The sequence below is a fragment of the Pseudomonas sp. RV120224-01b genome (assembly GCF_003208145.1).
Taxonomy (GTDB): domain Bacteria; phylum Pseudomonadota; class Gammaproteobacteria; order Pseudomonadales; family Pseudomonadaceae; genus Aquipseudomonas; species Aquipseudomonas monteilii.
This window is the reverse complement of record NZ_QKMQ01000001.1, coordinates 144,854-166,527: the sequence shown is the minus strand read 5'-3', so window position 1 is coordinate 166,527 and position 21,674 is coordinate 144,854. Positions and strand designations below refer to the sequence as shown.

Here is a 21,674-nt window from a genome sequence, read left to right as displayed (position 1 = left end):
GTCAGCGGCAAGGCCGATTACTGCTGGTTTTCCTGCTCGCTGAACATGTCGCTGAACAACATGCTCGACAGGTAACGCTCGCCCGAATCCGGCAGGACTACGACGATGGTCTTACCTTGCATTTCCGGCTTTTCGGCCAGGCGCACGGCGGCAGCCATGGCTGCGCCACAGGAAATGCCGCAGAGGATGCCTTCTTCCTGCATCAGGCGGATGGCCATGGCCTTGGACTCTTCATCGGTTACCGTTTCCACCTGGTCGACGATGGACAGGTCGAGGTTTTTTGGCACGAAACCGGCGCCGATGCCCTGGATCTTGTGCGGGCTGGGCTTGAGTTCTTCGCCTGCCAGGGTCTGGGTGATCAGCGGCGACGAAGCGGGCTCGACGGCCACCGACAGAATGGCCTTGCCCTGGGTGTGCTTGATGTAGCGCGATACACCTGTGATGGTGCCGCCGGTGCCCACACCCGCCACCAGTACGTCGACTGCGCCGTCGGTGTCGTTCCAGATTTCCGGGCCGGTGGTTTTTTCATGGATGGCCGGGTTGGCCGGGTTTTCGAACTGGCCCGGCAGGAAGTACTGGGCCGGGTCGGACGCGACGATTTCGTTGGCCTTCTCGATGGCGCCCTTCATGCCCTTGGCCGGGTCGGTCAGTACCAGTTCGGCGCCCAGTGCCTTCAGTACCTTGCGGCGCTCCAGGCTCATGGAAGCGGGCATGGTCAGCATCAGTTTGTAACCACGGGCAGCGGCGACGAAGGCCAGGCCGATACCGGTGTTGCCCGAGGTGGGCTCGACGATGGTCATGCCCGGCTTGAGCTTGCCGCTGCTCTCGGCGTCCCAGACCATGTTCGCACCAATGCGGCACTTGACCGAGTAGCCCGGGTTGCGCCCTTCGATCTTGGCCAGGATGGTCACGCCGCGCGGGGCGATGCGGTTGATCTGCACCAGCGGCGTGTTACCGATGGAGTGGGCGTTGTCTGCAAAGATACGGCTCATGGCAGGGGTCCTTGGCATGAAAAAGAGCAGGGAAAGACCTCAAGGGTAAGCCTGCCCCCGAGGCCCGTAAAGCCTGCAGATGTGACGGGGCATTCAGAGACTGAATACCCGGTCTGCGTTTTCAGTTGCCGAACCCCGCGTTATAGTCGGTGACAAATCGAAAACAGATGTTGGGGCCTTCGCGGGCACGCCCGCTCCCACAGGTACCCACAAATCCAGAAGTTTGTGCAGTACCTGTGGGAGCGGGCGTGCCCGCGAAGAGGCCCTGACAGGCATACGGCAGAGGACAAACCCATGAAGTTCGAAGGCACCCGTGACTACGTCGCCACAGACGACCTGAAACTGGCGGTGAACGCGGCCATCACCCTCGAACGCCCGCTGCTGGTCAAGGGCGAGCCCGGCACCGGCAAGACCATGCTCGCCGAGCAGCTGGCTGCCTCGTTCGGCGCGCGCCTGATCACCTGGCACATCAAGTCCACCACCAAGGCCCATCAGGGGTTGTACGAGTACGACGCGGTGAGCCGCCTGCGTGACTCGCAGCTGGGCGTGGACAAGGTGCACGATGTGCGCAACTACCTGAAAAAGGGCAAGCTGTGGGAAGCCTTCGAGGCCGAAGAACGGGTCATCCTGCTGATCGACGAAATCGACAAGGCCGACATCGAGTTCCCCAACGACCTGCTGCAAGAGCTGGACAAGATGGAGTTCTACGTCTACGAAATCGACGAGACCATCAAGGCCAAACAGCGTCCGATCATCATCATTACATCCAACAATGAAAAGGAGCTGCCGGACGCCTTCCTGCGCCGCTGCTTCTTCCACTACATCGCCTTCCCCGACCGCACTACCCTGCAGCAGATCGTCGACGTGCACTATCCGAACATCAGCCAGTCGCTGGTCAGCGAGGCGCTGGATGTGTTCTTCGACGTGCGCAAGGTACCGGGCCTGAAGAAAAAGCCGTCCACCTCCGAGCTGGTCGACTGGCTGAAGCTGCTGATGGCCGACAACATCGGTGAAGCGGTGCTGCGCGAGCGCGACCCGACCAAGGCCATCCCGCCCTTGGCCGGTGCGCTGGTGAAGAACGAGCAGGACGTGCAACTGCTGGAGCGCCTGGCCTTCATGAGCCGGCGCGGCAACCGCTGACAGGAGCCGGGCCATGCTGCTCAACCTGTTCAATGAAATGCGCGCGGCCAAGGTGCCGGTGTCGGTACGCGAGTTGCTGGACCTGCACCAGGCACTGCAAAAGCGCGTGGTGTTCGCCGACATGGACGAATTCTACTACCTCGCCCGCGCCATTCTGGTGAAGGACGAACGCCATTTCGACAAGTTCGACCGGGCGTTTGCCGCCTACTTCAAGGGCCTGGAAAACCTCGACCGGCACATCGAGGCACTGATCCCCGAAGACTGGCTGCGCAAGGAATTCGAGCGCTCGCTCACGGACGAAGAACGTGCACAGATCCAGTCCCTTGGCGGCCTGGACAAGCTGATCGAAGCATTCAAGAAACGCCTTGAAGAGCAGAAGGAGCGCCACGCCGGTGGCAACAAGTGGATCGGCACTGGCGGTACCAGCCCGTTCGGCTCAGGCGGCTTCAACCCCGAGGGTATCCGCGTGGGCGAAGCCGGCAAGCGCCAGGGCAAGGCAGTAAAAGTGTGGGACCAGCGCGAGTACAAGAACCTGGACGACCAGGTGGAACTGGGCACGCGCAACATCAAGCTGGCCCTGCGCCGGCTGCGCAAGTTCGCCCGTGAGGGTGCTGCCGAAGAGCTGGACATCGACGGCACCATCGACCACACCGCGCGTGATGCCGGGTTGCTGAACATCCAGATGCGCCCTGAGCGGCGCAACACGGTGAAGCTGCTGTTGCTGTTCGACATCGGCGGCTCGATGGACGCGCACATCAAGGTCTGCGAAGAGCTGTTTTCGGCGTGCAAGACCGAGTTCAAGCACCTGGAGTACTACTACTTCCACAATTTCGTGTACGAGTCGGTGTGGAAGAACAACCTGCGCCGCACTTCGGAGCGGTATTCCACCTTCGACCTGCTGCACAAGTATGGCGACGACTACAAGGTGGTGTTCGTGGGTGACGCGGCCATGGCGCCCTACGAAATCACCCAGCCGGGGGGTAGCGTGGAGCACTGGAACGAAGAGGCCGGGTATGTGTGGATGCAGCGCTTCATGGAAAAATTCAGGAAGATCATCTGGATCAACCCGTATCCGAAGCAGGCCTGGGACTACACGGCTTCGACCCATCTGGTGCGGGATTTGATCGAAGACAAGATGTATCCGCTGACCTTGCAGGGGTTGGAGGAAGGGATGCGGTACCTGTCCAAGTGAGTATGGGGCCGCTTTGCGGCCCCAAAAATCTCAAAGCCAACGCACTCCAAAAGCCTGATGCTCCCGCCAGGCCTCATCCTGCACCACCGCCCTGAACCGCACCACTGCCCCCGGCATGCACTGCGCCAGTTGCGCCAACGCCAGCGGCGTCAACGCCCCCAGCCTCGGATAACCACCAATGGTCTGCCGGTCATTGAGCAACACGATCGGCTGCCCATCCGGCGGCACCTGCACCGCCCCCAGCGGTATACCTTCGGAAATCATCGGCGCGCCCTGATAGACCAGTTGCGGCCCCAGCAGGCGAATGCCCATGCGGTCTGCGCGGCTGTCCAGCGTCCAGTCACTGTTGAACGCCTCGAAAAGGCTGGTACCACTGAAATCACCGATCTGCGCGCCCATGACCAGGTCGAGCACAGGTTTTTGCACGTACTCCGGGCGCAACGCATGTGGCACCTCGCGCAGGGTTGCATCGCTACCGCTAAATACCAGTGCCTGGCCTTTGGCGAGTGCAGCGCCTTGACCGTCGATACCTCCCAGCTCTTCCCGCACGACCGTAGCGCAACTGCCGAGTACGTATTCAGCCTGGAACCCGCCCGGCGCGGCCAGGTAAGCTCGCACGCCTTGCTTCGGTTGCTTCAGGGTCAAACGCTGCCCCTTGCCCAGGGCAAAGCTGCGCCAAGGCGCAACCGGCTGATCATCAACCCGCGCATCCAGGTCGGCACCGGCCAACGCCAGCACACACGCCTGTTCGGCCACCACGCAGAACCCGCCCAGCGCTACCTCGACCACCGGCGCACCTAGTGGGTTGCCCAGCAGCCAGTTGGCCCAGTGCATCGCCACCCAGTCCAGCGCGCCGCCCTGGGTTACGCCCAAGTGGCGCACGCCAAAGCGCCCGGCGTCCTGCAACTGGCACAACGGCGTACTGGCCTCGATCTTCAACTGCTTCATGCCTGCGCCTCCACATCACCACCCAAGGCCAGGAATTCGCTGCGCGAAACCGGCACGAAGCGCACTCGGTCACCGGGTTGCAGCAGGCTGTAGCCCTCGCGATCCCGGTCGAACAGGCGCACCGGGGTACGGCCAATCAGGTTCCAGCCGCCCGGCGATACCGCCGGATACGCTGCCGTCTGCCGCTCGGCAATGCCCACGCTACCCGCCGCCACCCGCTTGCGCGGGGTGCTCAGGCGCGGGCTGGCCAGGCGCTCGTCCACCAGGCCCATAAAGCCGAAGCCAGGGGCGAAGCCCAATGCAAATACCGGATAGTCGCGCTCGCTGTGCAAGCGGATGACATCGTCTTCACTCAAGCCGCTGCGGGCCGCCAGCACAGGCAGCTCAGGGCCGACGCTGGTGTCATACCAGACTGGAATCTCATGACGCCGACCGCCGCTGCCGGTGTCTGGCTGCAAACCGTCCAGCGCCTGGGAGATCAGCGCCCTCGCCTCACCCGGCGGCAAGTCGAACTGCACCATCAGCGTGGTATAGGACGGCACCAGATCCAGCAAGTGCTTACCGAACGCGGCGCTCAGGCGCTGGCTGGCGGCGAGCATCCACGGCATGTTCGCCTCGTCGATACGGTCGAACAGGCGCACCATCAGGCTGTCGATGGCCACCACTTCGATGCGCGGCTTCATCGTGCCTCCAGGGCATCCAGGGCCTGGCGTATCTGCCGCACCGCTGCCACCGAACTGTCGTTGTCGCCATGCACGCAGAGGGTGCTGGCCTGCAGGCGCAAGGCACTGCCATCGTCTGCCACCAGGGTGTCGCCCCGAGCCAGGCGCAGGGCCTGTTCAACGACCAGTGCCGGGTCGTGATGCACCGCACCGGGCAGGCGCCGCGACACCAGGTGGCCGCTGGCGGTGTAGGCGCGGTCGGCGAATGCTTCGAACCACAGCGGCACGCCGACTTCATCGCCCAGAGCCTGGGCCGCACGGTTGTCGGCAGTGGCCATGAGCATCAGCGGCAGGTTGCTGTCGTAGGCTGCCACGGCCTCCAGCACGGTGCGCAGCTTGAGCGGGTCGGCCATCATGTCGTTGTACAACGCGCCATGAGGCTTCACATAGGCCACGCGGCCCCCCAGCACTTTGCAGATACCCTCCAGCGCACCGATCTGGTAGTGCAGCAGGTCGCGGATTTCTTCCGGGCTGCACGCCATGGAGCGGCGGCCGAAGCCGACCAGGTCCGGGTAAGCGGGGTGCGCGCCGATGGTCACACCATGCTCCAGCGCCAGGGCCACGGTGCGGCGCATGATGCCGGGGTCACCCGCGTGGTAGCCACAGGCGATGTTGGCGCAATCGATGTAGGGCATCACCTCGGCGTCCAGGCCCATGCGCCAGCTGCCGAAGCTCTCGCCCATGTCGCAATTGAGTAGCAGGCGTTCCACCACGCGGTCTCCCTTGTTGTTGTCCATAGCCCTACCTTACCGCGCCTTGAGCTGTTTGCCGCGGGTTTCCGGCAGGCTCAAGGCCGCCACGATCACAATCCCGTAGGACACCGCAGAAAACACACCGATACCCAGGCCCAGCGGCACATTTTGGCCAAGCATGCCGATCAGCAACGGGAACAGTGCCGCAATGACCTTGCCGATGTTGTAGCAAAAGCCCTGCCCCGAACCGCGAATGCGCGTAGGGAACAGTTCGGTAAGAAACGCCCCCATGCCGCTGAAGATGCCCGACGCGAAGAAGCCCAGCGGGAAGCCCAGCCACAGCATCACGCCATCGCTGACTGGCATCTGCGTGTACAGCAGCACGATGACGAACGAGCCCACGGCGAACAGGATGAAGTTCTTCTTGCGCCCCAGCAGGTCGGACAGGTAAGCGCTGACCACATAGCCCACGTAGGAGCCGACGATCACCATGGCCAGGTAGCCACCCGTGCCCAGCACGCTCAGGCCGCGCTCGTTCTTGAGGAAGGTTGGCAGCCACGAGGTGATGGCGTAGTAGCCGCCCAGTGCACCGGTGGTCAGCAGGGACGCACGTACAGTGGTCCAGAGCATGCCCGGGGCGAAGATCTCGTAGAAGTGCGAAGGTGCCTCGGCGTTTTCCACCGCCTTGGCCTCGCGGTATACCTCAGGGTCCTTGACCAGGCGGCGGACGAAGATCACGAAGACAGCCGGCACCAGCCCCAGCAGGAACAGCGCACGCCAGGCCTGCTCTGGCGGCAGCCAGGAGAACAGCAGCGCGTAGAGAATCGCCGTAAGGCCCCAGCCGATGGCCCAGCCGGATTGCACCATGCCCACCGCCTTGCCACGGTCCTGGGCGCGGATGACCTCGCCGATCAATACCGCGCCAGCAGTCCATTCACCGCCGAAGCCAAAGCCCATCAGCGTCCGGGCGATCAGCAACTGTTCGTAGTTCTGGGCGAAGCCGCACAGGAAGGTGAAGAAGGCGAACCACAGCACCGTCAATTGCAGGGTGCGTACGCGGCCGATGCGGTCGGAGAGGATGCCGGCGACCCAGCCGCCTACCGCCGAGGCGATCAGCGTGCTGGTGTGGATCAACCCGGCTTCGGTGGTGGTGATACCCCACAGCATGATCAGCGTAGGGATGACGAAGCTGAGCATCTGCGTATCCATGCCGTCCAGGCCGTAGCCGATCTTGCAGCTCCAGAACGTGCGCCGTTGCTGTTTGTCGATATCGCGGTACCAGGCGAAAGGCCCGGACGAAGGTGGGGAACTGACCTGCTGCTGCACGCCGGTGGGGTTCATGGATGCCTCGGCTTGTTGGTATTGTTTTATGGGCGACATAAAGCGTCGCGGCCTGGGCACCATTGTTCAGAGGCCACGCCGCCTGCGTCCAACGAGAAAAACCGCCGGTCTGGAACAAGAAAAACTGATCATGAACCTTCGCTTCCTCGAAACCTTCGTCTGGGTCGCCCGGCTCAAAAGCTTCCGCCTGACCGCAGAAAAGCTGTTCACCACTCAAGCCTCGGTGTCCAGCCGCATTGCCGCGCTGGAGGCAGACCTTGGCGTAAAGCTGTTGCTGCGCGACTCACGCGGGGTCAGCCTGACGCCGGAAGGCGGCAAGGTGCTGGAATATGCCGAACGCATGCTGGAAACCGCCAAGGCCATGAAACAGTCGCTGGACAGCGACCGGGCCAAGGTTGGGCGCATTCGTATCGGGGTGATGGACACGGTGATCCACACCTGGATGAGCGCACTGGTGGCGGAGCTGACCGAGCGCTACCCACAGGTGGAAATCGAACTGGTGGCCGACACCGCGCTGAACCTGCGCGAGCAGCTGCAGAAGGGTTTTCTGGACGTGATCCTGCAGACCGACCTGCTGCGCGAGCAGTCGATCCGCAGCCTGGACCTGGCGCGTTACCCGATGGGCTGGGTGGTAGCCGCAGGCTCGCACCAGCACCGGGACTATGCCTCGCTGGCCGAGCTTGGGCGCGAGCGCATCATCACCTTTTCGAAAAATTCGCGGCCACACCAGGAGGTGCTGAGCTTGCTGCAAGCTGCGGGGGCTGAGGCACCGCGGCTGAACTGCGTGAACTCGGTGGCGGCGATTACCCGGCTGTTACGCGATGGGTTTGGTATTGGCGCGTTGCCGCCAGCGTTGGTGGATGCCGAGTTGGGCCGGGGTGAGTTGGTGTTGCTGGAAGGGCTACAACCCCCGCCCAGCCTGGAGCTGGTGGTGGCCTGGCAGACCGGGGTGGCGCTGGTGGATGAAGTGGTCGGGGTTTGCCGGCAGGTGCTGGAGGGGTATGCGCGGGATGTGGGGGGGCAGCGGATTGTGTTGGTCTAAAAGATTACCTTTGCCTGTACTGGCCTCTTCGCGGGCGAGCCCGCGAAGAGGCCGGCACAGGCAAAACAGAAATCAACGCCAGCTCTCTTTCACGGCCCTGCGCCGCCCGCCCAGGATCACCCAGCCAATCCCCAGCAACAGGCTTTCAACCACAAAGGCCAGCACAAACCCGGCCCCTACACCCCAGCCGACCGCCTCGGGCACCAGCAGAATCTGGTAGCTGTAGCCATTCAGCGTTTCTTCCCGCAACTGCGGGTCAGCCTGCACCAGCACATGCCAGGTACGCTGCGCCCACGGCCCTTGCAACGCTTGCCATTCGTTTTCCAGCAGTTCGTTGCGGATCATCAGGCTTTCGATGCTGTTGGCATCACTGTTGAACACCGGGTCGTCACTGCTGCGGTAATGCTGCAGCAGCGCCTGCAAGTCGCCCTTGAAAAAGCGCTCGGCCGTTTGCCGGAAGCCATCCAGCGCCTCGCGTGATTCGAACAGGTGCGCCTCGACCCGCTGGCTGTAGTCCTTGACCAGCCCCGGAACCTGAATACCGGCCAGCAGGCCGAAAGTGAACAGCAGCAACCGCAGGTAACTTCTGAACATGCAGCGTCCTTAGCTCTGGCCGTGCGCCACGCACTCGCCGTGCCGCCACACGGCCCACTGACCCGGCTCGTAGCGCTGCCAGGTCTCATTTTCGGTCAGGGCCTCGGTGGCGATCACCGTGACCACGTCGTTGGGGGTGGTTTCGGTATGGAAATCGACGATCAGGTCGACATCCTTCAACCGCGCGGCACCGAAAGGCGCACGCCGGGTAATGTGTACCAGCTTGGTCGAGCAGAAGCAGAACAGCCAGTCGCCGTCACTGAGCATGCAGTTGAACACGCCCTGGCCACGGTAGCCGGCACAGGCTTCGACCAGCACCGGCAGCAGCTGTTCCACCGGCACCGGCTCGGGGAACGCACTGCGGATGCGGTTGAGCAGGTCGCAGAAGGCCGCTTCGCTGTCGGTATCGCCCACTGGTCGATAAAAACTGGCCAGGCCTTTGAAATCACCCAGCTGGCCGTTGTGCGCGAAGCACCAGTTGCGGCCCCACATTTCCCGCACGAACGGGTGGGTGTTGGACAAGCACACCCGGCCAACGTTGGCCTGGCGGATATGGCCGATCACCACTTCGCTCTTGATCGGGTATCGCTGCACCAGGTTGGCCACTTCCGATTCGCTGCTGGCTGCCGGGTCCTGGAACAGGCGCAGACCACGGCCTTCGTAAAAGCCGATGCCCCAGCCGTCACGGTGCGGGCCAGTACGCCCGCCGCGCTGCATCAGGCCGGTGAAGCTGAAAACGATATCGGTGGGGACGTTGGCACTCATGCCCAGCAGTTCGCACATAGGCGTGTCTCCTGCGCTTACAGACGGGGCTCGACCCGGCCATTGCCGCGCGGTGCGGCAGGGCGTGGGTCGTCGCGGTAACGGTCGCCGCGTTCGGCAGCCAAGGGCGCCTGGGCGGAGAGCTGGTCATCTTCGGCCGCCTGGCGCTGGGCAGCCGCCTCGGCTTGCGCACGGCGCTCACGGGCGCGCTTTTCCAGCGGCCAGCGCAGCAGCACGAAGAGGAAATACAGGCCAAAGGCAATCATGCCGTACATGGCGAAGTCGGACACCGCACGCCAGGCGTTGTTGCCGACCTTGAACGCGACATCCAGGGCCGTGATGGCGATGGCCGGGGCGAAGCTGTCCTTGACCGGATCGACCACGGTCGGGGTCAGCAGCAGCACCGCCAGCACCACCCGCAGCGGTTCGCGCAGCCAGCGCCACATCCAGCCGGTGAGCTTGAAGCCCACCAGCAGGCAGCCCAAAGCGGCCACAGCGTACAGGCCCCAGGCGAAGGTGTAGTCGTTCTCGGTCATGGTGTTCGTGCAAGCCAGGCAAAGAGACGCCTATGATAAACACTTTTCCGGGCGCAGACAGTGTTTGCCTGTCCCTAGCCAAGAGATCGCCAATGCCCAACAAGCCCCAGCCGCCCATCGCCCACGCCGACAACACCACCGACCCGTACGCCTGGCTGCAACAGCGCGACACCCCCGAGGTGCTTGCCTACCTGCAAGCCGAAAACGCCTACCAGGAAGCCTGCCTGGCTGACCAGGCCCCCTTGCGCGAGCAACTGTTCGAAGAGATCAAGGGCCGCATCCAGGAAACCGACCTGTCGCTGCCGTCTCCGTGGGGCCCTTACCTCTACTACACCCGCACCACCGCTGGTGACGAATACCCACGCCATTACCGCTGCCCTCGTCCGGCCGACGACGCCAATACCGTCGATGAAAGCCAGGAGCAACTGCTGCTCGACCCCAACGCCCTGGCAAAGGGTGGTTTCCTGTCGCTGGGCGCCTTCAACGTCAGCCCCGACCACCGCCTGCTGGCCTACAGCCTCGACACCAGCGGCGACGAAATCTACACCCTGTACATCAAAGACCTGGCCAACGGCAACGTCACTGCCCTGCCCTTCGACGACTGCGACGGCAGCCTGACCTGGGCCAACGACAGCCAGACGCTGTTCTTCGCCGAACTGGATGACACCCACCGGCCATGGCGCCTGCGCCGCCACACCCTGGGCAGCGACGGTGCTCAGACCGTGTTCGAAGAGCCCGACGGGCGCTTTTTCCTGCACTGCTACCGCACCAGCTCCGAGCGCCAGCTGGTGCTGCTGCTGAACAGCAAAACCACCAGCGAAGCCTGGGTACTGGACGCCGAAACCCCACAGGCGCCGTTTACCTGCCTGGCCCCGCGTGTCGAAGGCCACGAGTACTTCCCCGACCACGGTCAGCTCGATGGCGAATGGCGCTGGTTTATCCGCACCAACCAGGACGGCATCAACTTTGCCCTGTACCACGCACCGGCCACGCCCGTACCAGGCCGTGAGCAATGGCAGGTGCTGGTGGCGCACCGCGACACGATCATGCTCGAAGGCCTCAGCCTGAATGCCGGCGCCCTCACCCTGAGCCTGCGCGAAGGCGGCCTGCCGATCATCGAAGTCCGCCCGCAGGCTCTGCCGGCCTATCGCGTCGAACTGCCAGACGCGGCCTACAGCCTGTACGTGCAGGACAGCCTGGAGTTCGCCAGCACCCGCGTACGCCTGCGCTACGAGGCACTCAACCGCCCGGCCCAGGTGCGCCAGCTGGAGCTGGCCACAGGCGCACAGGCCGTGCTCAAACAAACCCCTGTACTGGGTGCGTTCGATGCCGATGACTATGTGAGTGAGCGCCTGTGGGCCAGCGCGGCAGACGGCACCCGGGTGCCGATCAGCCTGGTGCGTCGCCGCCAGGACCTGGGCAAGACCGTGCCGCTCTACCTGTACGGTTACGGTGCCTATGGCGAAAGCCTCGACCCGTGGTTCTCCCATGCACGTCTGAGCCTGCTGGAGCGCGGCGTGGCGTTTGCCATCGCCCATGTGCGTGGCGGCGGTGAACTGGGTGAGGCCTGGTACCGCGCCGGCAAGCAGGAGCACAAACACAACACCTTCAGCGACTTCATCGCCTGTGCGGAGCACCTGATTGCCGAGGGCGTGACCGCCTCTGACCGGCTGGCCATCAGTGGCGGCAGTGCCGGTGGCCTGCTGATGGGCGCGGTGCTCAACCTGCGCCCCGAGCTGTTCCGCTGTGCAATTGCCGAAGTGCCGTTCGTCGACGTGCTCAACACCATGCTCGACCCCGAACTGCCGCTGACCGTGACCGAGTACGACGAATGGGGCAACCCTGAAGAGCCCGAGGTGTATGAGCGGATCAAGGCGTATGCGCCGTATGAGAACGTGAAAGCCCAGGCCTACCCGGCGATGCTGGTGGTGGCGGGTTACAACGACAGCCGCGTGCAGTACTGGGAAGCGGCCAAGTGGGTGGCGCGGTTGCGTACCCGCAAGACCGACAGCAACCTGCTGCTGCTCAAGACCGAGATGGGGGCTGGGCATGGGGGCATGAGCGGCCGGTACCAGGGGCTCAAGGATGTGGCGCTGGAATATGCGTTCGTGTTTGGCGAGCTGGGTATTGTTTGAGATAGCCGGGGGCGCTTTGCGCCCCTTTCGCGACACAAGGCCGCTCCCACATTGATCGGCGTTCGCAGGACCTTGTGGGAGCGGCCTTGCGTCGCGATGGGCTGCAACGCAGCCCCAAAAGTTCCACAGCCACGCACATCGCTCAGTCAATCGTCCTCGACTACCGGCTTCTGCGGCTCTGGCCGCAGCCCGGGTAATGGCTGGTCCTTCGGCGGCCCGGGCACCGGCATGGGCGGTAGCAAGGGCGCCCCCGGCTGGCTGTCATAAGCCTTGGGCGGCGTACTCGGGGTAACCTGCGGATATGGCGTGGGCGTCGGCGTGCCCGGCGCACCAGGCACAGGCGTCGTCAACCGGGGTGGCGTGCTTGCCGCTTCGGCCAGCGGCAAGCCAGCCAACAACAGCGCGGTGAGGATCGCGTGAAACATCTGCAACCTCCTGTCGGGAACCTTCCTACAGGCTACGCCTAAATCAAAGCTTTCGCCTGTCCGCCCGCCCCGCAAGCGCGCTAGACTCAATGACATAACCGTCATTTGCCTGATCAGAACAAAGGAAACACCATGAGCTCCACCTCTTCCGCCGCCGCCACCGCGCGCCTCGACCGCATCCTGGCCGATGCCAAGCGCGACAAGGAAATGGGCTACCGCGACAAGGCCCTGAGAATGTACCCGCACGTGTGCGGCCGCTGCGCCCGCGAGTTCGCTGGCAAGCGCCTGAGCGAGCTGACCGTGCACCACCGCGACCACAACCACGACAACAACCCGCAGGACGGCTCCAACTGGGAGCTGCTGTGCCTGTACTGCCACGACAACGAGCACTCGCGCTACACCGACCAGCAGTACTTCAGCGAAGGCTCCACCAGCACCCCGAGCATCGCCAAGGCCACCCACAACCCGTTCGCCGGGCTGGCGGGCATGCTGAAGAAAGACTGACCATCGATTCGCCCCCCGCTGCTGCCGGGCAGCCCGTATAATCGCGCTTTTTTCGTGAAGGGCCCCGGTACGTGGCAAACAAACGATACAGCTGCATCGGCCTGTTCAACCCCAAGTCGCCAGAAAACGTCGGCTCGGTGATGCGCGCTGCGGGCTGCTACGGCGTCAATTCGGTGTTCTACACCGGCAAACGCTACGAACGCGCGCGTGACTTTGTCACCGACACCAAGCGCGTGCATTACGACATTCCGCTGATCGGCATCGACGACCTGCAACGCATCATCCCGCTGGGCTGCACGCCGGTGGCGGTGGAGCTGGTGGAAGGGGCGCGGCCATTGCCGGAATACACCCACCCGGACCGTGCCATCTACATCTTCGGGCCAGAGGACGGCTCGTTGAGCGAGGATGTGCGGGGCTGGTGTGAAGAGACCATCTACATACCGACCGAAGGTTGCATGAACCTGGCGGCGACGGTGAATGTGGTGCTGTACGACCGCATGGCCAAGGGGCTGAATACCCGCTCAGGGCCGAAGTTCAAGTAATAAAAAGGCCGCCACTGCAAAAGCAGGGCGGCCAGGTGCCGAACTCCGTCAGAACAGCACCGGTCTTGCTCAGATCACGAAGCGTTGATCCAGATGGTCTTCAGCTCCGTGTATTGGTCATGGGCCCAGATGGACTTGTCGCGCCCACCAAAGCCAGACTCCTTGTAGCCGCCGAACGGCGTGGTGACATCACCTTCGCCGAAGCAGTTGACCGTCACCACACCCGCACGGATTTCCCGCGACAGGCGCAGCGCATTGCGCAGGCTGCCGGTGTAGACCGAAGCGGCCAGGCCGTAAACGGTGTCGTTGGCCAGTTCGATGGCCTCGTCGATAGTCTCGAAGCTGGTCACGCTCAGCACCGGGCCAAAGATTTCTTCGACGAACAATTTGTTGTCGCGGCCCACGTTGTCGACGATGGTCGGCTGCACGAACACGCCTTCTTCGGTCTCGCCACCCTGGACGATACTGAGCTTCTGCTCGGCAGCGTATTCCAGGTACGACTTGACCTTCTCGAAGTGCGACTTGCTGACCATGGCGCCCAGGCGGTTGTCCGGGTCCAGCGGGTCGCCCAGTTTCCAGTCCTTCAGGTGCTTGGCGATCAGGCCCAGCAACTCGTCCTTCACGTCCTTGTGGACGATCAGACGCGAAGAAGCCGAGCAGTTTTCGCCCATGTTCCAGAACGCACCGGCGGTAACGAACTGGGCCACTTCGTCCAGGTCTTCGCAGTCGTTCATGACCACGGCCGGGTTCTTGCCACCCAGCTCCAGCACGATGCGCTTGAGGTTGGATTCGGCGGCGTACTTCAGGAACAGGCGGCCGGTGTCGGTGGAGCCGGTGAAGCTCACCATCGGGATGTCCATGTGGCGGCCGATGGCCTCGCCCACTTCACGGCCACCACCAGGCACCAGGTTGAACACACCGGCCGGGATGCCAGCCTCATGGGCCAGCTCGGCCACGCGCAGGGCGCTGAGGGTGGTTTCCTTGGCGGGTTTGACCACGATCGAGCAACCGGCAGCCAGCGACGGGGCGATCTTCCAGGCCAGCATCAGCAGCGGGAAGTTCCACGGCAGCACCAGGCCAACCACGCCGATGGCCTCACGCACCACCATGGTCACGGCAGCGTTGCCGGTCGGCGCAGTGGCGTCGTAGATCTTGTCGATCAGCTCGGCGTGCCAGCGGATGGTGTGGATGGTTTCCGGCACGTCGACGTTCTGGCACTCGCTGACCGGCTTGCCGCTGTCCAGCGCTTCCAGCACGGCCAGTTCATGGGCGTTGTCTTCCAGCAACTGGGCGAACTTCTGCAGCACATGCTTGCGGTCGTTCGGCTGCATCTTCGACCAGGTGCCCTCTTCGAACACGCGCTTGGCAGCTGCAACGGCCACGTTGACGTCGTTGACGTCGCAGGCCGCCACTTCGGCCAGTTGCTGGCCGGTGGCCGGGTTGGTGGTGACGAAGGTCTTGCCCGAGATGGCATCGCGGAACTCACCGTCGATGAAGGCCTTGGTCCGCAGTTGCAGTTCGGCGGCGATGGCCGCGTATTGTTCCTTGCTCAGCAATTCAGCCATTTTTCCAGCCTCCTTATTTGATCTGGGCGATGGTGGCCTTGAGTTCGGTGACCACGCGCTTGAGTTCTGCTTTCTCGGCGTCATCCAGGTCGTACAGCGGCTTGCGCACGCCGCCGGTCTTCAGGCCGTTCAGGGCCACGCCGTTCTTGATGGCCTGGACGAACTTGCCACCTTCGAGGAAGTCCATCAGTGGCATCATGGCGGCCATGATCTTGCGGCCCTTGTCGAAGTTCTTCTCGATCACGCAGGCCTCGTACAGGGCCACGTGCTCGCGCGGGATGAAGTTGGAGCCGGCGCAGACCCAGCTCTTGGCGCCCCAGGCGAAGAATTCCAGGGCCTGGTCGTCCCAGCCGCACGACAGCTGGATGTTCGGGCGATGGATGGCCAGGCGGTGCAGCTGGGCCATGTCGCCGGAGCTTTCCTTGATGGCGACGATGTTTTTCACATCGGCAACAGCATCGAAGAATTCTTCGCCCATGCTGACGCTCATGCGGCCTGGGTAGTTGTAGAGCATGATCGGCAGGCCGGCAGCGGCGTCGACCGCTTTGACGTGCAGGGCGATTTCCTGCTGGGTTGGCAGCGCGTATGGCGGGGTGCCCACCAGCAGTGCGTCGGCCTTGATTTCCTTGGCGTGCTGGGCGAAAGCCACGGCGTCTTCGGTGCGGATGCCACCGGTGCCGACGATCAGCGGCAGGCGGCCGTTGAGCACGTCCTTGGCCTGGGCGGCCAGCTCGATGCGCTCCTGGGTGGTGTGGGCGTAGTACTCGCCGGTGGAGCCACCAATGATGACGCCGTGGATTTTCGACTCGACCAGGTATTCGAGGACCTCGGCAAACGCTGCCTTGTCGATCGAGCCGTCCGCAGCCAGCGGAGTGATTGCCGGGGTGTAGATGCCTTCGAATTTCACGGTAGGTTCTCCAGTGCGTTGCTCAGTGTTGTAAAGACCACCGCGCAACGACGCGGCGGCAGGTTGTAAGGGTTCAGCCAAGCGAAGCCGCTTGTTGCAGGTTCAGCGAACGGGTTTCCGGGGCCAGGGCAACCGAGAAGGCCAGGCCGACAAAGGTCACGGCGGCGGCGGCATACATGGTGGCGCCGATGCCATAGCTGTCGAGGGCGATGGGCACCAGCCAGGTGCCGACGGCGGCACCGACCCGCGACATGGAGGTGCCGACGCCTACAGCGCCAGCGCGGATTTCGGTAGGGAACAGTTCGTTGGGGTACACCAGCTGCAGCACCTGGGCGCCACCGATAAACAAAGCGTAGGCCCCGAACAGCACCAGGATGAGCATCTCGTTGCCATTGCTGAAGGCGCCCAGGCCCAACAGCGCCAGCCCCGACCAGAAGAAGCTGTGCAGCAGTGTGGTGCGTCGGCCGAGGGTGTTGAGCAGGCGGGTGCCGACGATGCAGCCGACCACGAACAGGAAGGTGATGGCGATGGAGCCGATCGAGGCCCAGTCACCTTTCAGGTTCAGCGCGCCCAGCACTTTCGGGGCGAACGCATACACGGCAAACACCGGGATCACCGAGCAGGTCCAGAACATAGTGACGAACAACATGCGCTTGCCGTAGCCCGAGTGCAGCAGGCTGAGGAACGACAGCTTGCGGGTCTTGGGCTCTTCCGGCAGGTTCTTCAGCGAGAAGCCGTTGCCATAGACGCGCTTGATCACCTGCTCGGCCTCGGCCGAGCGGCCTTTGCTGATCAGCCAGCGTGGCGACTCCGGGGTACCCAGGCGAATGGCGAACAGCAATGCACCGATGACCGCCGCACTGGCCAGCACCAGGCGCCAGGCATCGTCGCCACCGTGGCGCAGGATGGCCTCACCGGCCAGATAGGCGGTGGCGGCACCGGCGAACCACAACACCGTCAAGGTGGCCAGGCGCGGGCCGCGGTTTTTCTTGGGCAAGAACTCCACCAACAGCGAGGTGGCAACCGGGTATTCGATGCCCACGGCGATACCGATGGCGAACCGCAGCAGGAACAACGCCAGCGCCGATTCGACCCAGAACTGCGCGACCGAGGCCAGGATGAACAGGGTCGGGCCAACGAAGAACACGCGCTTGCGGCCAAAGCGGTCAGTCAGCCAACCGCCGAAGAAGCCGCCGAAGAAAATGCCGATCAACGCCGAGGCGGCAATCATGCCCTGCCAGAAGCTGGTGAGGCCCAGGCCTGCGGACATCTGCACCATGGCCACACCGATGATGCTCAGTACATAGCCATCGACGAACGAACCACCACCGGAACGCAAGGTCAGCAACTGGTGAAAGTTGTTGATCGGTACATCTTCAATCGAAACATTCGGACTTGTCATTGTTGTTCCTACCACGTCTGCTACATGCACATTTTCAAGGCGAGCGCGTCCGCGAAACTGAAAACCACACTCAGCCCCGGGTGACCGGACAACGCATCTCGATCATCAAATTCGGGCAAGCCGCGCCCGTGCCGGCCAACTTACGCCGACGAAAAATGTTCTATGGCCTAACTCAGGTAACGATCAGCTCTCTTTGCCAGCGCGGAACTGCCCCCACATCAGGTTGGCGTTCAAGCCCAGGGAAACCAGGGGCTGCGGCGGGTTTGCACAAGGCCCGGGGGCATTGAGCAAGAATTCGATCAGTTCGTTCTTGTCGCCGGCCAGCCAGTCGGCCAGCAACTTGCCGGTGACGGTGCCACGGGTTACACCCAGGCCGTTACAACACAGTGCACCCACCACATTGGGTGCCAACTTGCCGAAGAAGCCCATGTGATTGCGTGACAGTGCCAGTGCACCGCCCCAGGTATATTCGAAGTTCACACCAGGCAACATCGGGAAGCGCCGGGCGAACGAATCGCGGTGGCGCTCGACAAAGCGCTCCAGGTATTTGCGGTTACTGCGGCCGTCGGGGTTGTAGCTGAAGCTGTTGCGGATCAGCAGGCGGTTGTCGACGGTGCGGCGCATGGTAGTGCCGAACGGGTCGGCAGGGATGACGCCCCAGTAGGGTTTGCCGCCCAGGCGCGCCTGCTCTTCTTCAGTCAGCGGGCGGGTGATGCTGCCGTAGGTGAACACGGGCAGCATACGGCCCTTGAGGAAACCGAAGCTCATGCCGAAGGCGTTGGTGGTGAGCACCAGCTTGTCGGCCGTGATCGAGCCGTTGGCGTGGCGCAACACCACCTTGTCGCCGTACTCGACGTCGGTAATGGGTGTGCGCTCGTACAGCGAAACGTTACTTGGCAAGCTGTCGGCCAGGCCTTTGACCAACGCCGAGGGTTGCAGCAAGGCCGTGCCTGGGGTGAACAGGCCCTTGCGGTAGAAATGGGTGCCGATGTGATCGGGCAGGTCGCGGCCTTCGATCACTTCGTACGGCTGGCCAAGCTTGTCCAGGCCCCGGCGGTAGGCATCCAGCACGGCGATGCCGCGGTCTTCGATGGCAGCCTGGTATTTGCCGCAATGGCGAAACTGGCACTCGATGTCGTAGCGCTCGATCAGGTCCTTGAGGTACTGCTGGCCACCCAGGTTGAGCTTGAGGACGGTCTTGGCGATGTCGATGTCGCCGATGTAGTCCTCGGCACCGATGTCGTGCGGCAGGTCGATGGCAAAGCCGGCATTGCGCCCGGAGGTACCAAAGCCGACCTCCTGGGCTTCGACCAGCACGATCTCGTCATGCGGAAAGTTCGTTGCCAACTGCCGCGCGGCAGCCAGGCCGGTAAAGCCGGCGCCGACCACCACCCAGCGTGCCTGGCTGTGGCCTGTGTGGGCCGGCCTTGGCGTGCGGGGCTTGCTCAGGTGATACCAACCACAGGTGGCATCATCGGCAGGTAACGAACTTATTCTTGTCATGTCACTAACCTGGTTCTTGTTGTCGACGGGTGGTCAGCGCCAGCGGGCTGACCTGTGTAACTCATATCTGAATCGGCACATCCAGCCCTTGCGGTGCGGCGTACTCGGCCATGCGGCGGCGCGACAGCTCGAAGTGCTCGCGCACCAGCTGACCGGCGGTTTGCGGGTCGCGGCGCTCGATGGCCTGGATCATCTGATCGTGCTGTTCGCAGGCGATTTCGAGGTCGCGCTGCATGTCGTCGGTGGTCGGGTGGCGGTAGAAGATCTTGCCCAGGCGGGTGTGGTCGATCAGCAGGCGGCGCAGGCTAGGCAACAGGTAGTCGTTGTGCGCCATCTTGCCGATTTCCAGGTGGAAGGCGTCGTTGTAGAGCACGCGGTTTTCCACGTCGCGCTCTTCAATGGCCTGGCGGAACTGGGCCTGGATGCCTTTGAGCACTTCGATTTCTTCAGCGCTGGCGTAGGTGGCGGCCAACTGGGTGGTGGCCACGTAGATGAGCGGTGCGGCAACGTAGAAGCTGTGCAGCGACTCGTGGTTCATGGCGGCAACGCGTGGTGCGCGGTTGGCTTCCAGCTCGATGTAACCTTCGGCGGCGATCTGGCGCAGCAGTTCACGGACCGGGGGGCGCGACAGGCCAAATTCGTCGCACAGGGCCAGTTCGTCCACCACTGCGCCCGGGGCCAGTTCCATGCTGAGGATCCGGCGGCGCAGCGCTTCGGCCAGGACGGCTTTGCGGTCCTGCGGCACTTCTGCGGCGAGTGGTTGGACGGTGGCTTTCATGGCGGCCTTCTTTGTTGTCATAGAGCTATGTCTACTATTTGTATAACGACTATAGGGCACTGTTAGACAATGTGTCTACAGCATTTTCGATGAACGGTGAAATCTGTTTAGGCCCCTGTTTTAAAGGGTTCTAGCGGGTTACAGGGGTGGAATTAAACACCCTTGAGGCTGCATTGCCAAACCAGACAGGAAATTCACCAAACAAGACAAGCTCCCTATATTTCACCGCCTGCTCGGGCCCTATCGCCGGCAAGCCAGCTCCCACAGGGACCCCACAGCACTCTGGGCCTGTGCAGTACCTGTGGGAGCTGGCTTGCCGGCGATAGGGCCAGCAGCACAAATCAAAAAGCCACCTGCAGGCAGGTGGCTTCCTTTTTCATTCACACAAATCTGATCAAGCAGTTGCCAGCGCCTCCCGCCGCGCATGCCGCTTGCTGGTAATCACGCCCAACACCAGGATCACCAGTGCCAATGCCAAGGTCAGCGACACTTCCATACGGTGCTTGGGCATGACGAACATGGTACCCAAGGCAAAGATGATGAAGCCGATCACCGCATAGGTCAGCCACGGGTACAACCACATACGGAAGGCGATCTCGACGTTCTGCTTCTGCAGGATGGCCCGCATGCGCAGTTGCGAGAAGGCAATCGCCAGGTACACCAGCAGGGCAATCGACCCGGAGCTGGCCAGCAGGAAGGCAAACACCTCGGCCGGGGCGAAGTAGTTGACGATGGTCGCCAGCATGCCGATCAACGTGCTGCCGATGACCGCCGCGCGCGGCACGCCCACTTTCGAGGTGCGCTGGATGAAGCCCGGTGCATCACCGCGCTTGCTCAACGAGTAGAGCATGCGCGAGGAAATGTAGATCGACGAGTTCAGGCAGCTGGCCACCGCCACCAGCACGACGATGTCCACCAGTTGCTTGGCATACGGGATGTTCATGATTTCCAGGGCCCGCTGATACGAGCCTTGCACCGGCAGCAGCGGGTCGTTCCATGCCACCACCGAGATGATCACGAAAATCGACAGCAGGTAGAACACACTGATACGCCAGATGACCGAGCGCGTGGCCTTGGCGATGTTGCGCGCCGGGTCTTTCGATTCGGAGGCGGCAATGGTCACCGCTTCGGTACCCAGGTAGCTGAACATGGTGGTCAGCAAGGCGCCGATGATTGCCGTCCAGCCATTGGGCATGAAGCCGCCCTGCTGCTCCAGCAACAGTGGCAGGCCACTGACTTCACGGCCCGGCAACACGCCGGCCAGGGCCGCAGCACCGAGGGCAATGAAGGCAACGATGGCAATGACCTTGAGCATGGCGAACCAGAACTCGAACTCGCCGTACTTGGCCACGCTGAACAGGTTGGTGGCGGTCAGCAGCACGGTCATGCTCAGGGCGAAGAACCAGGCATCGATGTGCGGGAACCAGTTGTTGAGGACCACGCCAGCGGCAATGGCTTCAATAGGAATTACCAGCACCCAGAACCACCAGTACAGCCAACCGATGGTAAAGCCGGCCCAGCGGCCAATGGCGCGGTCGGCATAGGTGGAGAACGAACCGGTATCGGGGCTGGCAACGGCCATTTCCCCGAGCATGCGCATCACCAGCACCACCAGCGCACCGGCCAGTGCATAGGCGACGATGGCCGAGGGGCCGGCTGCCGCGATGGCGTGCCCGGAGCCGATGAACAACCCGGCACCGATCACCCCGGCGATGGAGAGCATGGTCACATGGCGTTGCTTGAAGCCTTGCGCCAGCTGATTGCCGGCGCCACTCGCGCTTGTCATTGTCATCCTGATCCCTGCTTTTGTTTTCTTTGTGGGGGGGACGTGAAGCTCCTGGATCGAAACCCAGCGTGGATGAGCTTCGCGCCCGGTCACGGTACGCCAGCGAGGGGTTGGTCAAGTTGCCTGAATCCGCCACGGACTTGACCATAGATGACATCGAACACGT

21 protein-coding genes are annotated in these 21,674 nt (G+C 63.0%); 6 read left to right on the top strand and 15 right to left on the bottom strand.

Translation table 11 applies throughout. From position 1 onward, the window contains the following. Positions 1-17: 17 nt before the first annotated feature. Positions 18-992 (bottom strand): cysteine synthase A, encoded by a 975-nt coding sequence (cysK, locus tag N436_RS00820; RefSeq protein WP_105945425.1) that lies wholly within the window; start codon positions 990-992, stop codon positions 18-20. Positions 993-1,286: 294 nt separating this feature from the next. On the opposite strand from cysK, the gene N436_RS00815 reads away from it, so the two are divergent. Continuing rightward, positions 1,287-2,132 (top strand): MoxR family ATPase, encoded by an 846-nt coding sequence (locus tag N436_RS00815; RefSeq protein ID WP_012273667.1) that lies wholly within the window; start codon positions 1,287-1,289, stop codon positions 2,130-2,132. Between the two features lie 13 nt (positions 2,133-2,145). After that, positions 2,146-3,324 carry a VWA domain-containing protein gene (locus N436_RS00810; RefSeq protein ID WP_060498678.1) on the top strand — a complete coding sequence of 393 codons (1,179 nt, stop codon included), beginning with the start codon at positions 2,146-2,148 and terminating at the stop codon, positions 3,322-3,324. Between the two features lie 30 nt (positions 3,325-3,354). Here the strand turns inward: N436_RS00810 and N436_RS00805 are convergent, their stop codons facing one another. Genes N436_RS00805 through N436_RS00790 form a run of 4 tightly spaced genes read right to left on the bottom strand, consistent with a single transcriptional unit; the run spans position 3,355 to position 7,027 of the window. Continuing rightward, positions 3,355-4,272 carry a biotin-dependent carboxyltransferase family protein gene (locus N436_RS00805; RefSeq protein WP_110740199.1) on the bottom strand — a complete coding sequence of 306 codons (918 nt, stop codon included), beginning with the start codon at positions 4,270-4,272 and terminating at the stop codon, positions 3,355-3,357. After that, positions 4,269-4,955 (bottom strand): 5-oxoprolinase subunit PxpB, encoded by a 687-nt coding sequence (gene pxpB / locus N436_RS00800; protein ID WP_105945427.1) that lies wholly within the window; start codon positions 4,953-4,955, stop codon positions 4,269-4,271. Before pxpB ends, N436_RS00805 begins: the two co-directional genes overlap by 4 nt. Next, the gene (locus tag N436_RS00795) at positions 4,952-5,731 is read right to left on the bottom strand and encodes a 5-oxoprolinase subunit PxpA (RefSeq protein ID WP_105945428.1); all 780 of its coding nucleotides are present in this window, start codon (positions 5,729-5,731) and stop codon (positions 4,952-4,954) included. The genes pxpB and N436_RS00795 overlap by 4 nt, the downstream gene beginning before the upstream one ends. Positions 5,732-5,740: 9 nt before the next feature. Continuing rightward, a complete protein-coding gene (locus N436_RS00790; RefSeq protein WP_105945429.1) occupies positions 5,741-7,027 on the bottom strand; it encodes an MFS transporter in 1,287 nt (428 codons plus the stop codon). A 130-nt stretch (positions 7,028-7,157) separates the two neighbouring features. Between N436_RS00790 and N436_RS00785 the strand changes: the two genes are divergently transcribed. Next, complete coding sequence (locus N436_RS00785; RefSeq protein ID WP_105945430.1) at positions 7,158-8,069, top strand: LysR family transcriptional regulator; 912 nt, start codon at positions 7,158-7,160, stop codon at positions 8,067-8,069. Positions 8,070-8,141: 72 nt separating this feature from the next. Here N436_RS00785 and N436_RS00780 read toward each other — a convergent pair whose 3' ends face one another. Genes N436_RS00780 through N436_RS00770 form a run of 3 tightly spaced genes read right to left on the bottom strand, consistent with a single transcriptional unit; the run spans position 8,142 to position 9,961 of the window. Next, positions 8,142-8,663, bottom strand: coding sequence for a DUF2937 family protein (locus tag N436_RS00780; protein WP_110740198.1), 522 nt, complete (start codon positions 8,661-8,663; stop codon positions 8,142-8,144). A gap of 9 nt (positions 8,664-8,672) precedes the next feature. Beyond that, positions 8,673-9,446: a class II glutamine amidotransferase gene (locus N436_RS00775; RefSeq protein WP_060498670.1), complete on the bottom strand. Its 774-nt coding sequence runs from the start codon at positions 9,444-9,446 to the stop codon at positions 8,673-8,675. 17 nt (positions 9,447-9,463) lie between these two features. Beyond that, on the bottom strand, positions 9,464-9,961 hold the full coding sequence (locus tag N436_RS00770; RefSeq protein ID WP_105945432.1) for an MFS transporter: 498 nt from the start codon (positions 9,959-9,961) through the stop codon (positions 9,464-9,466). A gap of 92 nt (positions 9,962-10,053) precedes the next feature. Between N436_RS00770 and N436_RS00765 the strand changes: the two genes are divergently transcribed. Then, positions 10,054-12,096 (top strand): S9 family peptidase, encoded by a 2,043-nt coding sequence (locus N436_RS00765; RefSeq protein WP_105945433.1) that lies wholly within the window; start codon positions 10,054-10,056, stop codon positions 12,094-12,096. Between the two features lie 146 nt (positions 12,097-12,242). Here N436_RS00765 and N436_RS00760 read toward each other — a convergent pair whose 3' ends face one another. Continuing rightward, a complete protein-coding gene (locus N436_RS00760; RefSeq protein ID WP_105945434.1) occupies positions 12,243-12,521 on the bottom strand; it encodes a hypothetical protein in 279 nt (92 codons plus the stop codon). Positions 12,522-12,653: 132 nt separating this feature from the next. Here N436_RS00760 and N436_RS00755 point away from each other — a divergent pair, with 132 nt between their 5' ends. Together N436_RS00755 and N436_RS00750 are read left to right on the top strand one after the other, a co-directional pair. Further along, the gene (locus N436_RS00755) at positions 12,654-13,025 is read left to right on the top strand and encodes a YajD family HNH nuclease (protein WP_003254676.1); all 372 of its coding nucleotides are present in this window, start codon (positions 12,654-12,656) and stop codon (positions 13,023-13,025) included. Between the two features lie 71 nt (positions 13,026-13,096). Beyond that, positions 13,097-13,567, top strand: a complete 471-nt coding sequence (locus N436_RS00750) for an RNA methyltransferase (RefSeq protein WP_016711941.1) — start codon at positions 13,097-13,099, stop codon at positions 13,565-13,567. A 74-nt stretch (positions 13,568-13,641) separates the two neighbouring features. Here N436_RS00750 and N436_RS00745 read toward each other — a convergent pair whose 3' ends face one another. The 6 genes from N436_RS00745 to gabP form a co-directional block, all read right to left on the bottom strand. After that, on the bottom strand, positions 13,642-15,132 hold the full coding sequence (locus tag N436_RS00745; protein WP_105945435.1) for an aldehyde dehydrogenase: 1,491 nt from the start codon (positions 15,130-15,132) through the stop codon (positions 13,642-13,644). Positions 15,133-15,145: 13 nt separating this feature from the next. Beyond that, complete coding sequence (locus N436_RS00740; RefSeq protein ID WP_105945436.1) at positions 15,146-16,039, bottom strand: dihydrodipicolinate synthase family protein; 894 nt, start codon at positions 16,037-16,039, stop codon at positions 15,146-15,148. A 73-nt stretch (positions 16,040-16,112) separates the two neighbouring features. Continuing rightward, entirely contained in the window at positions 16,113-17,441 is a 1,329-nt protein-coding gene (locus N436_RS00735) for an MFS transporter (protein WP_105945437.1), read from the bottom strand. Between the two features lie 183 nt (positions 17,442-17,624). Then, on the bottom strand, positions 17,625-18,944 hold the full coding sequence (locus N436_RS00730; protein WP_105945438.1) for an FAD-binding oxidoreductase: 1,320 nt from the start codon (positions 18,942-18,944) through the stop codon (positions 17,625-17,627). A 61-nt stretch (positions 18,945-19,005) separates the two neighbouring features. Then, positions 19,006-19,722, bottom strand: coding sequence for a GntR family transcriptional regulator (locus tag N436_RS00725; protein ID WP_105945439.1), 717 nt, complete (start codon positions 19,720-19,722; stop codon positions 19,006-19,008). A 394-nt stretch (positions 19,723-20,116) separates the two neighbouring features. Beyond that, positions 20,117-21,514, bottom strand: coding sequence for a GABA permease (gene gabP / locus N436_RS00715; RefSeq protein ID WP_105945441.1), 1,398 nt, complete (start codon positions 21,512-21,514; stop codon positions 20,117-20,119). Between the last annotated feature and the right edge of the window lie 160 nt (positions 21,515-21,674).

Excerpts from the sequence above, each read along its gene's own strand:
- N436_RS00805 (WP_110740199.1), bottom strand. The coding sequence starts at position 4,272 with ATGAAGCAGTTGAAGATCGAGGCCAGTACGCCGTTGTGCCAGTTGCAG.
- pxpB (WP_105945427.1), bottom strand. The coding sequence starts at position 4,955 with ATGAAGCCGCGCATCGAAGTGGTGGCCATCGACAGCCTGATGGTGCGC.
- N436_RS00760 (WP_105945434.1), bottom strand. The coding sequence starts at position 12,521 with ATGTTTCACGCGATCCTCACCGCGCTGTTGTTGGCTGGCTTGCCGCTG.
- N436_RS00810 (WP_060498678.1), top strand. The coding sequence starts at position 2,146 with ATGCTGCTCAACCTGTTCAATGAAATGCGCGCGGCCAAGGTGCCGGTG.
- gabP (WP_105945441.1), bottom strand. The coding sequence starts at position 21,514 with ATGACAATGACAAGCGCGAGTGGCGCCGGCAATCAGCTGGCGCAAGGC.
- N436_RS00790 (WP_105945429.1), bottom strand. The coding sequence starts at position 7,027 with ATGAACCCCACCGGCGTGCAGCAGCAGGTCAGTTCCCCACCTTCGTCC.
- N436_RS00775 (WP_060498670.1), bottom strand. The coding sequence starts at position 9,446 with ATGTGCGAACTGCTGGGCATGAGTGCCAACGTCCCCACCGATATCGTT.
- N436_RS00755 (WP_003254676.1), top strand. The coding sequence starts at position 12,654 with ATGAGCTCCACCTCTTCCGCCGCCGCCACCGCGCGCCTCGACCGCATC.
- N436_RS00745 (WP_105945435.1), bottom strand. The coding sequence starts at position 15,132 with ATGGCTGAATTGCTGAGCAAGGAACAATACGCGGCCATCGCCGCCGAA.
- N436_RS00770 (WP_105945432.1), bottom strand. The coding sequence starts at position 9,961 with ATGACCGAGAACGACTACACCTTCGCCTGGGGCCTGTACGCTGTGGCC.
- N436_RS00785 (WP_105945430.1), top strand. The coding sequence starts at position 7,158 with ATGAACCTTCGCTTCCTCGAAACCTTCGTCTGGGTCGCCCGGCTCAAA.
- N436_RS00730 (WP_105945438.1), bottom strand. The coding sequence starts at position 18,944 with ATGACAAGAATAAGTTCGTTACCTGCCGATGATGCCACCTGTGGTTGG.
- N436_RS00780 (WP_110740198.1), bottom strand. The coding sequence starts at position 8,663 with ATGTTCAGAAGTTACCTGCGGTTGCTGCTGTTCACTTTCGGCCTGCTG.
- cysK (WP_105945425.1), bottom strand. The coding sequence starts at position 992 with ATGAGCCGTATCTTTGCAGACAACGCCCACTCCATCGGTAACACGCCG.
- N436_RS00815 (WP_012273667.1), top strand. The coding sequence starts at position 1,287 with ATGAAGTTCGAAGGCACCCGTGACTACGTCGCCACAGACGACCTGAAA.
- N436_RS00765 (WP_105945433.1), top strand. The coding sequence starts at position 10,054 with ATGCCCAACAAGCCCCAGCCGCCCATCGCCCACGCCGACAACACCACC.
- N436_RS00795 (WP_105945428.1), bottom strand. The coding sequence starts at position 5,731 with ATGGACAACAACAAGGGAGACCGCGTGGTGGAACGCCTGCTACTCAAT.
- N436_RS00725 (WP_105945439.1), bottom strand. The coding sequence starts at position 19,722 with ATGAAAGCCACCGTCCAACCACTCGCCGCAGAAGTGCCGCAGGACCGC.
- N436_RS00735 (WP_105945437.1), bottom strand. The coding sequence starts at position 17,441 with ATGACAAGTCCGAATGTTTCGATTGAAGATGTACCGATCAACAACTTT.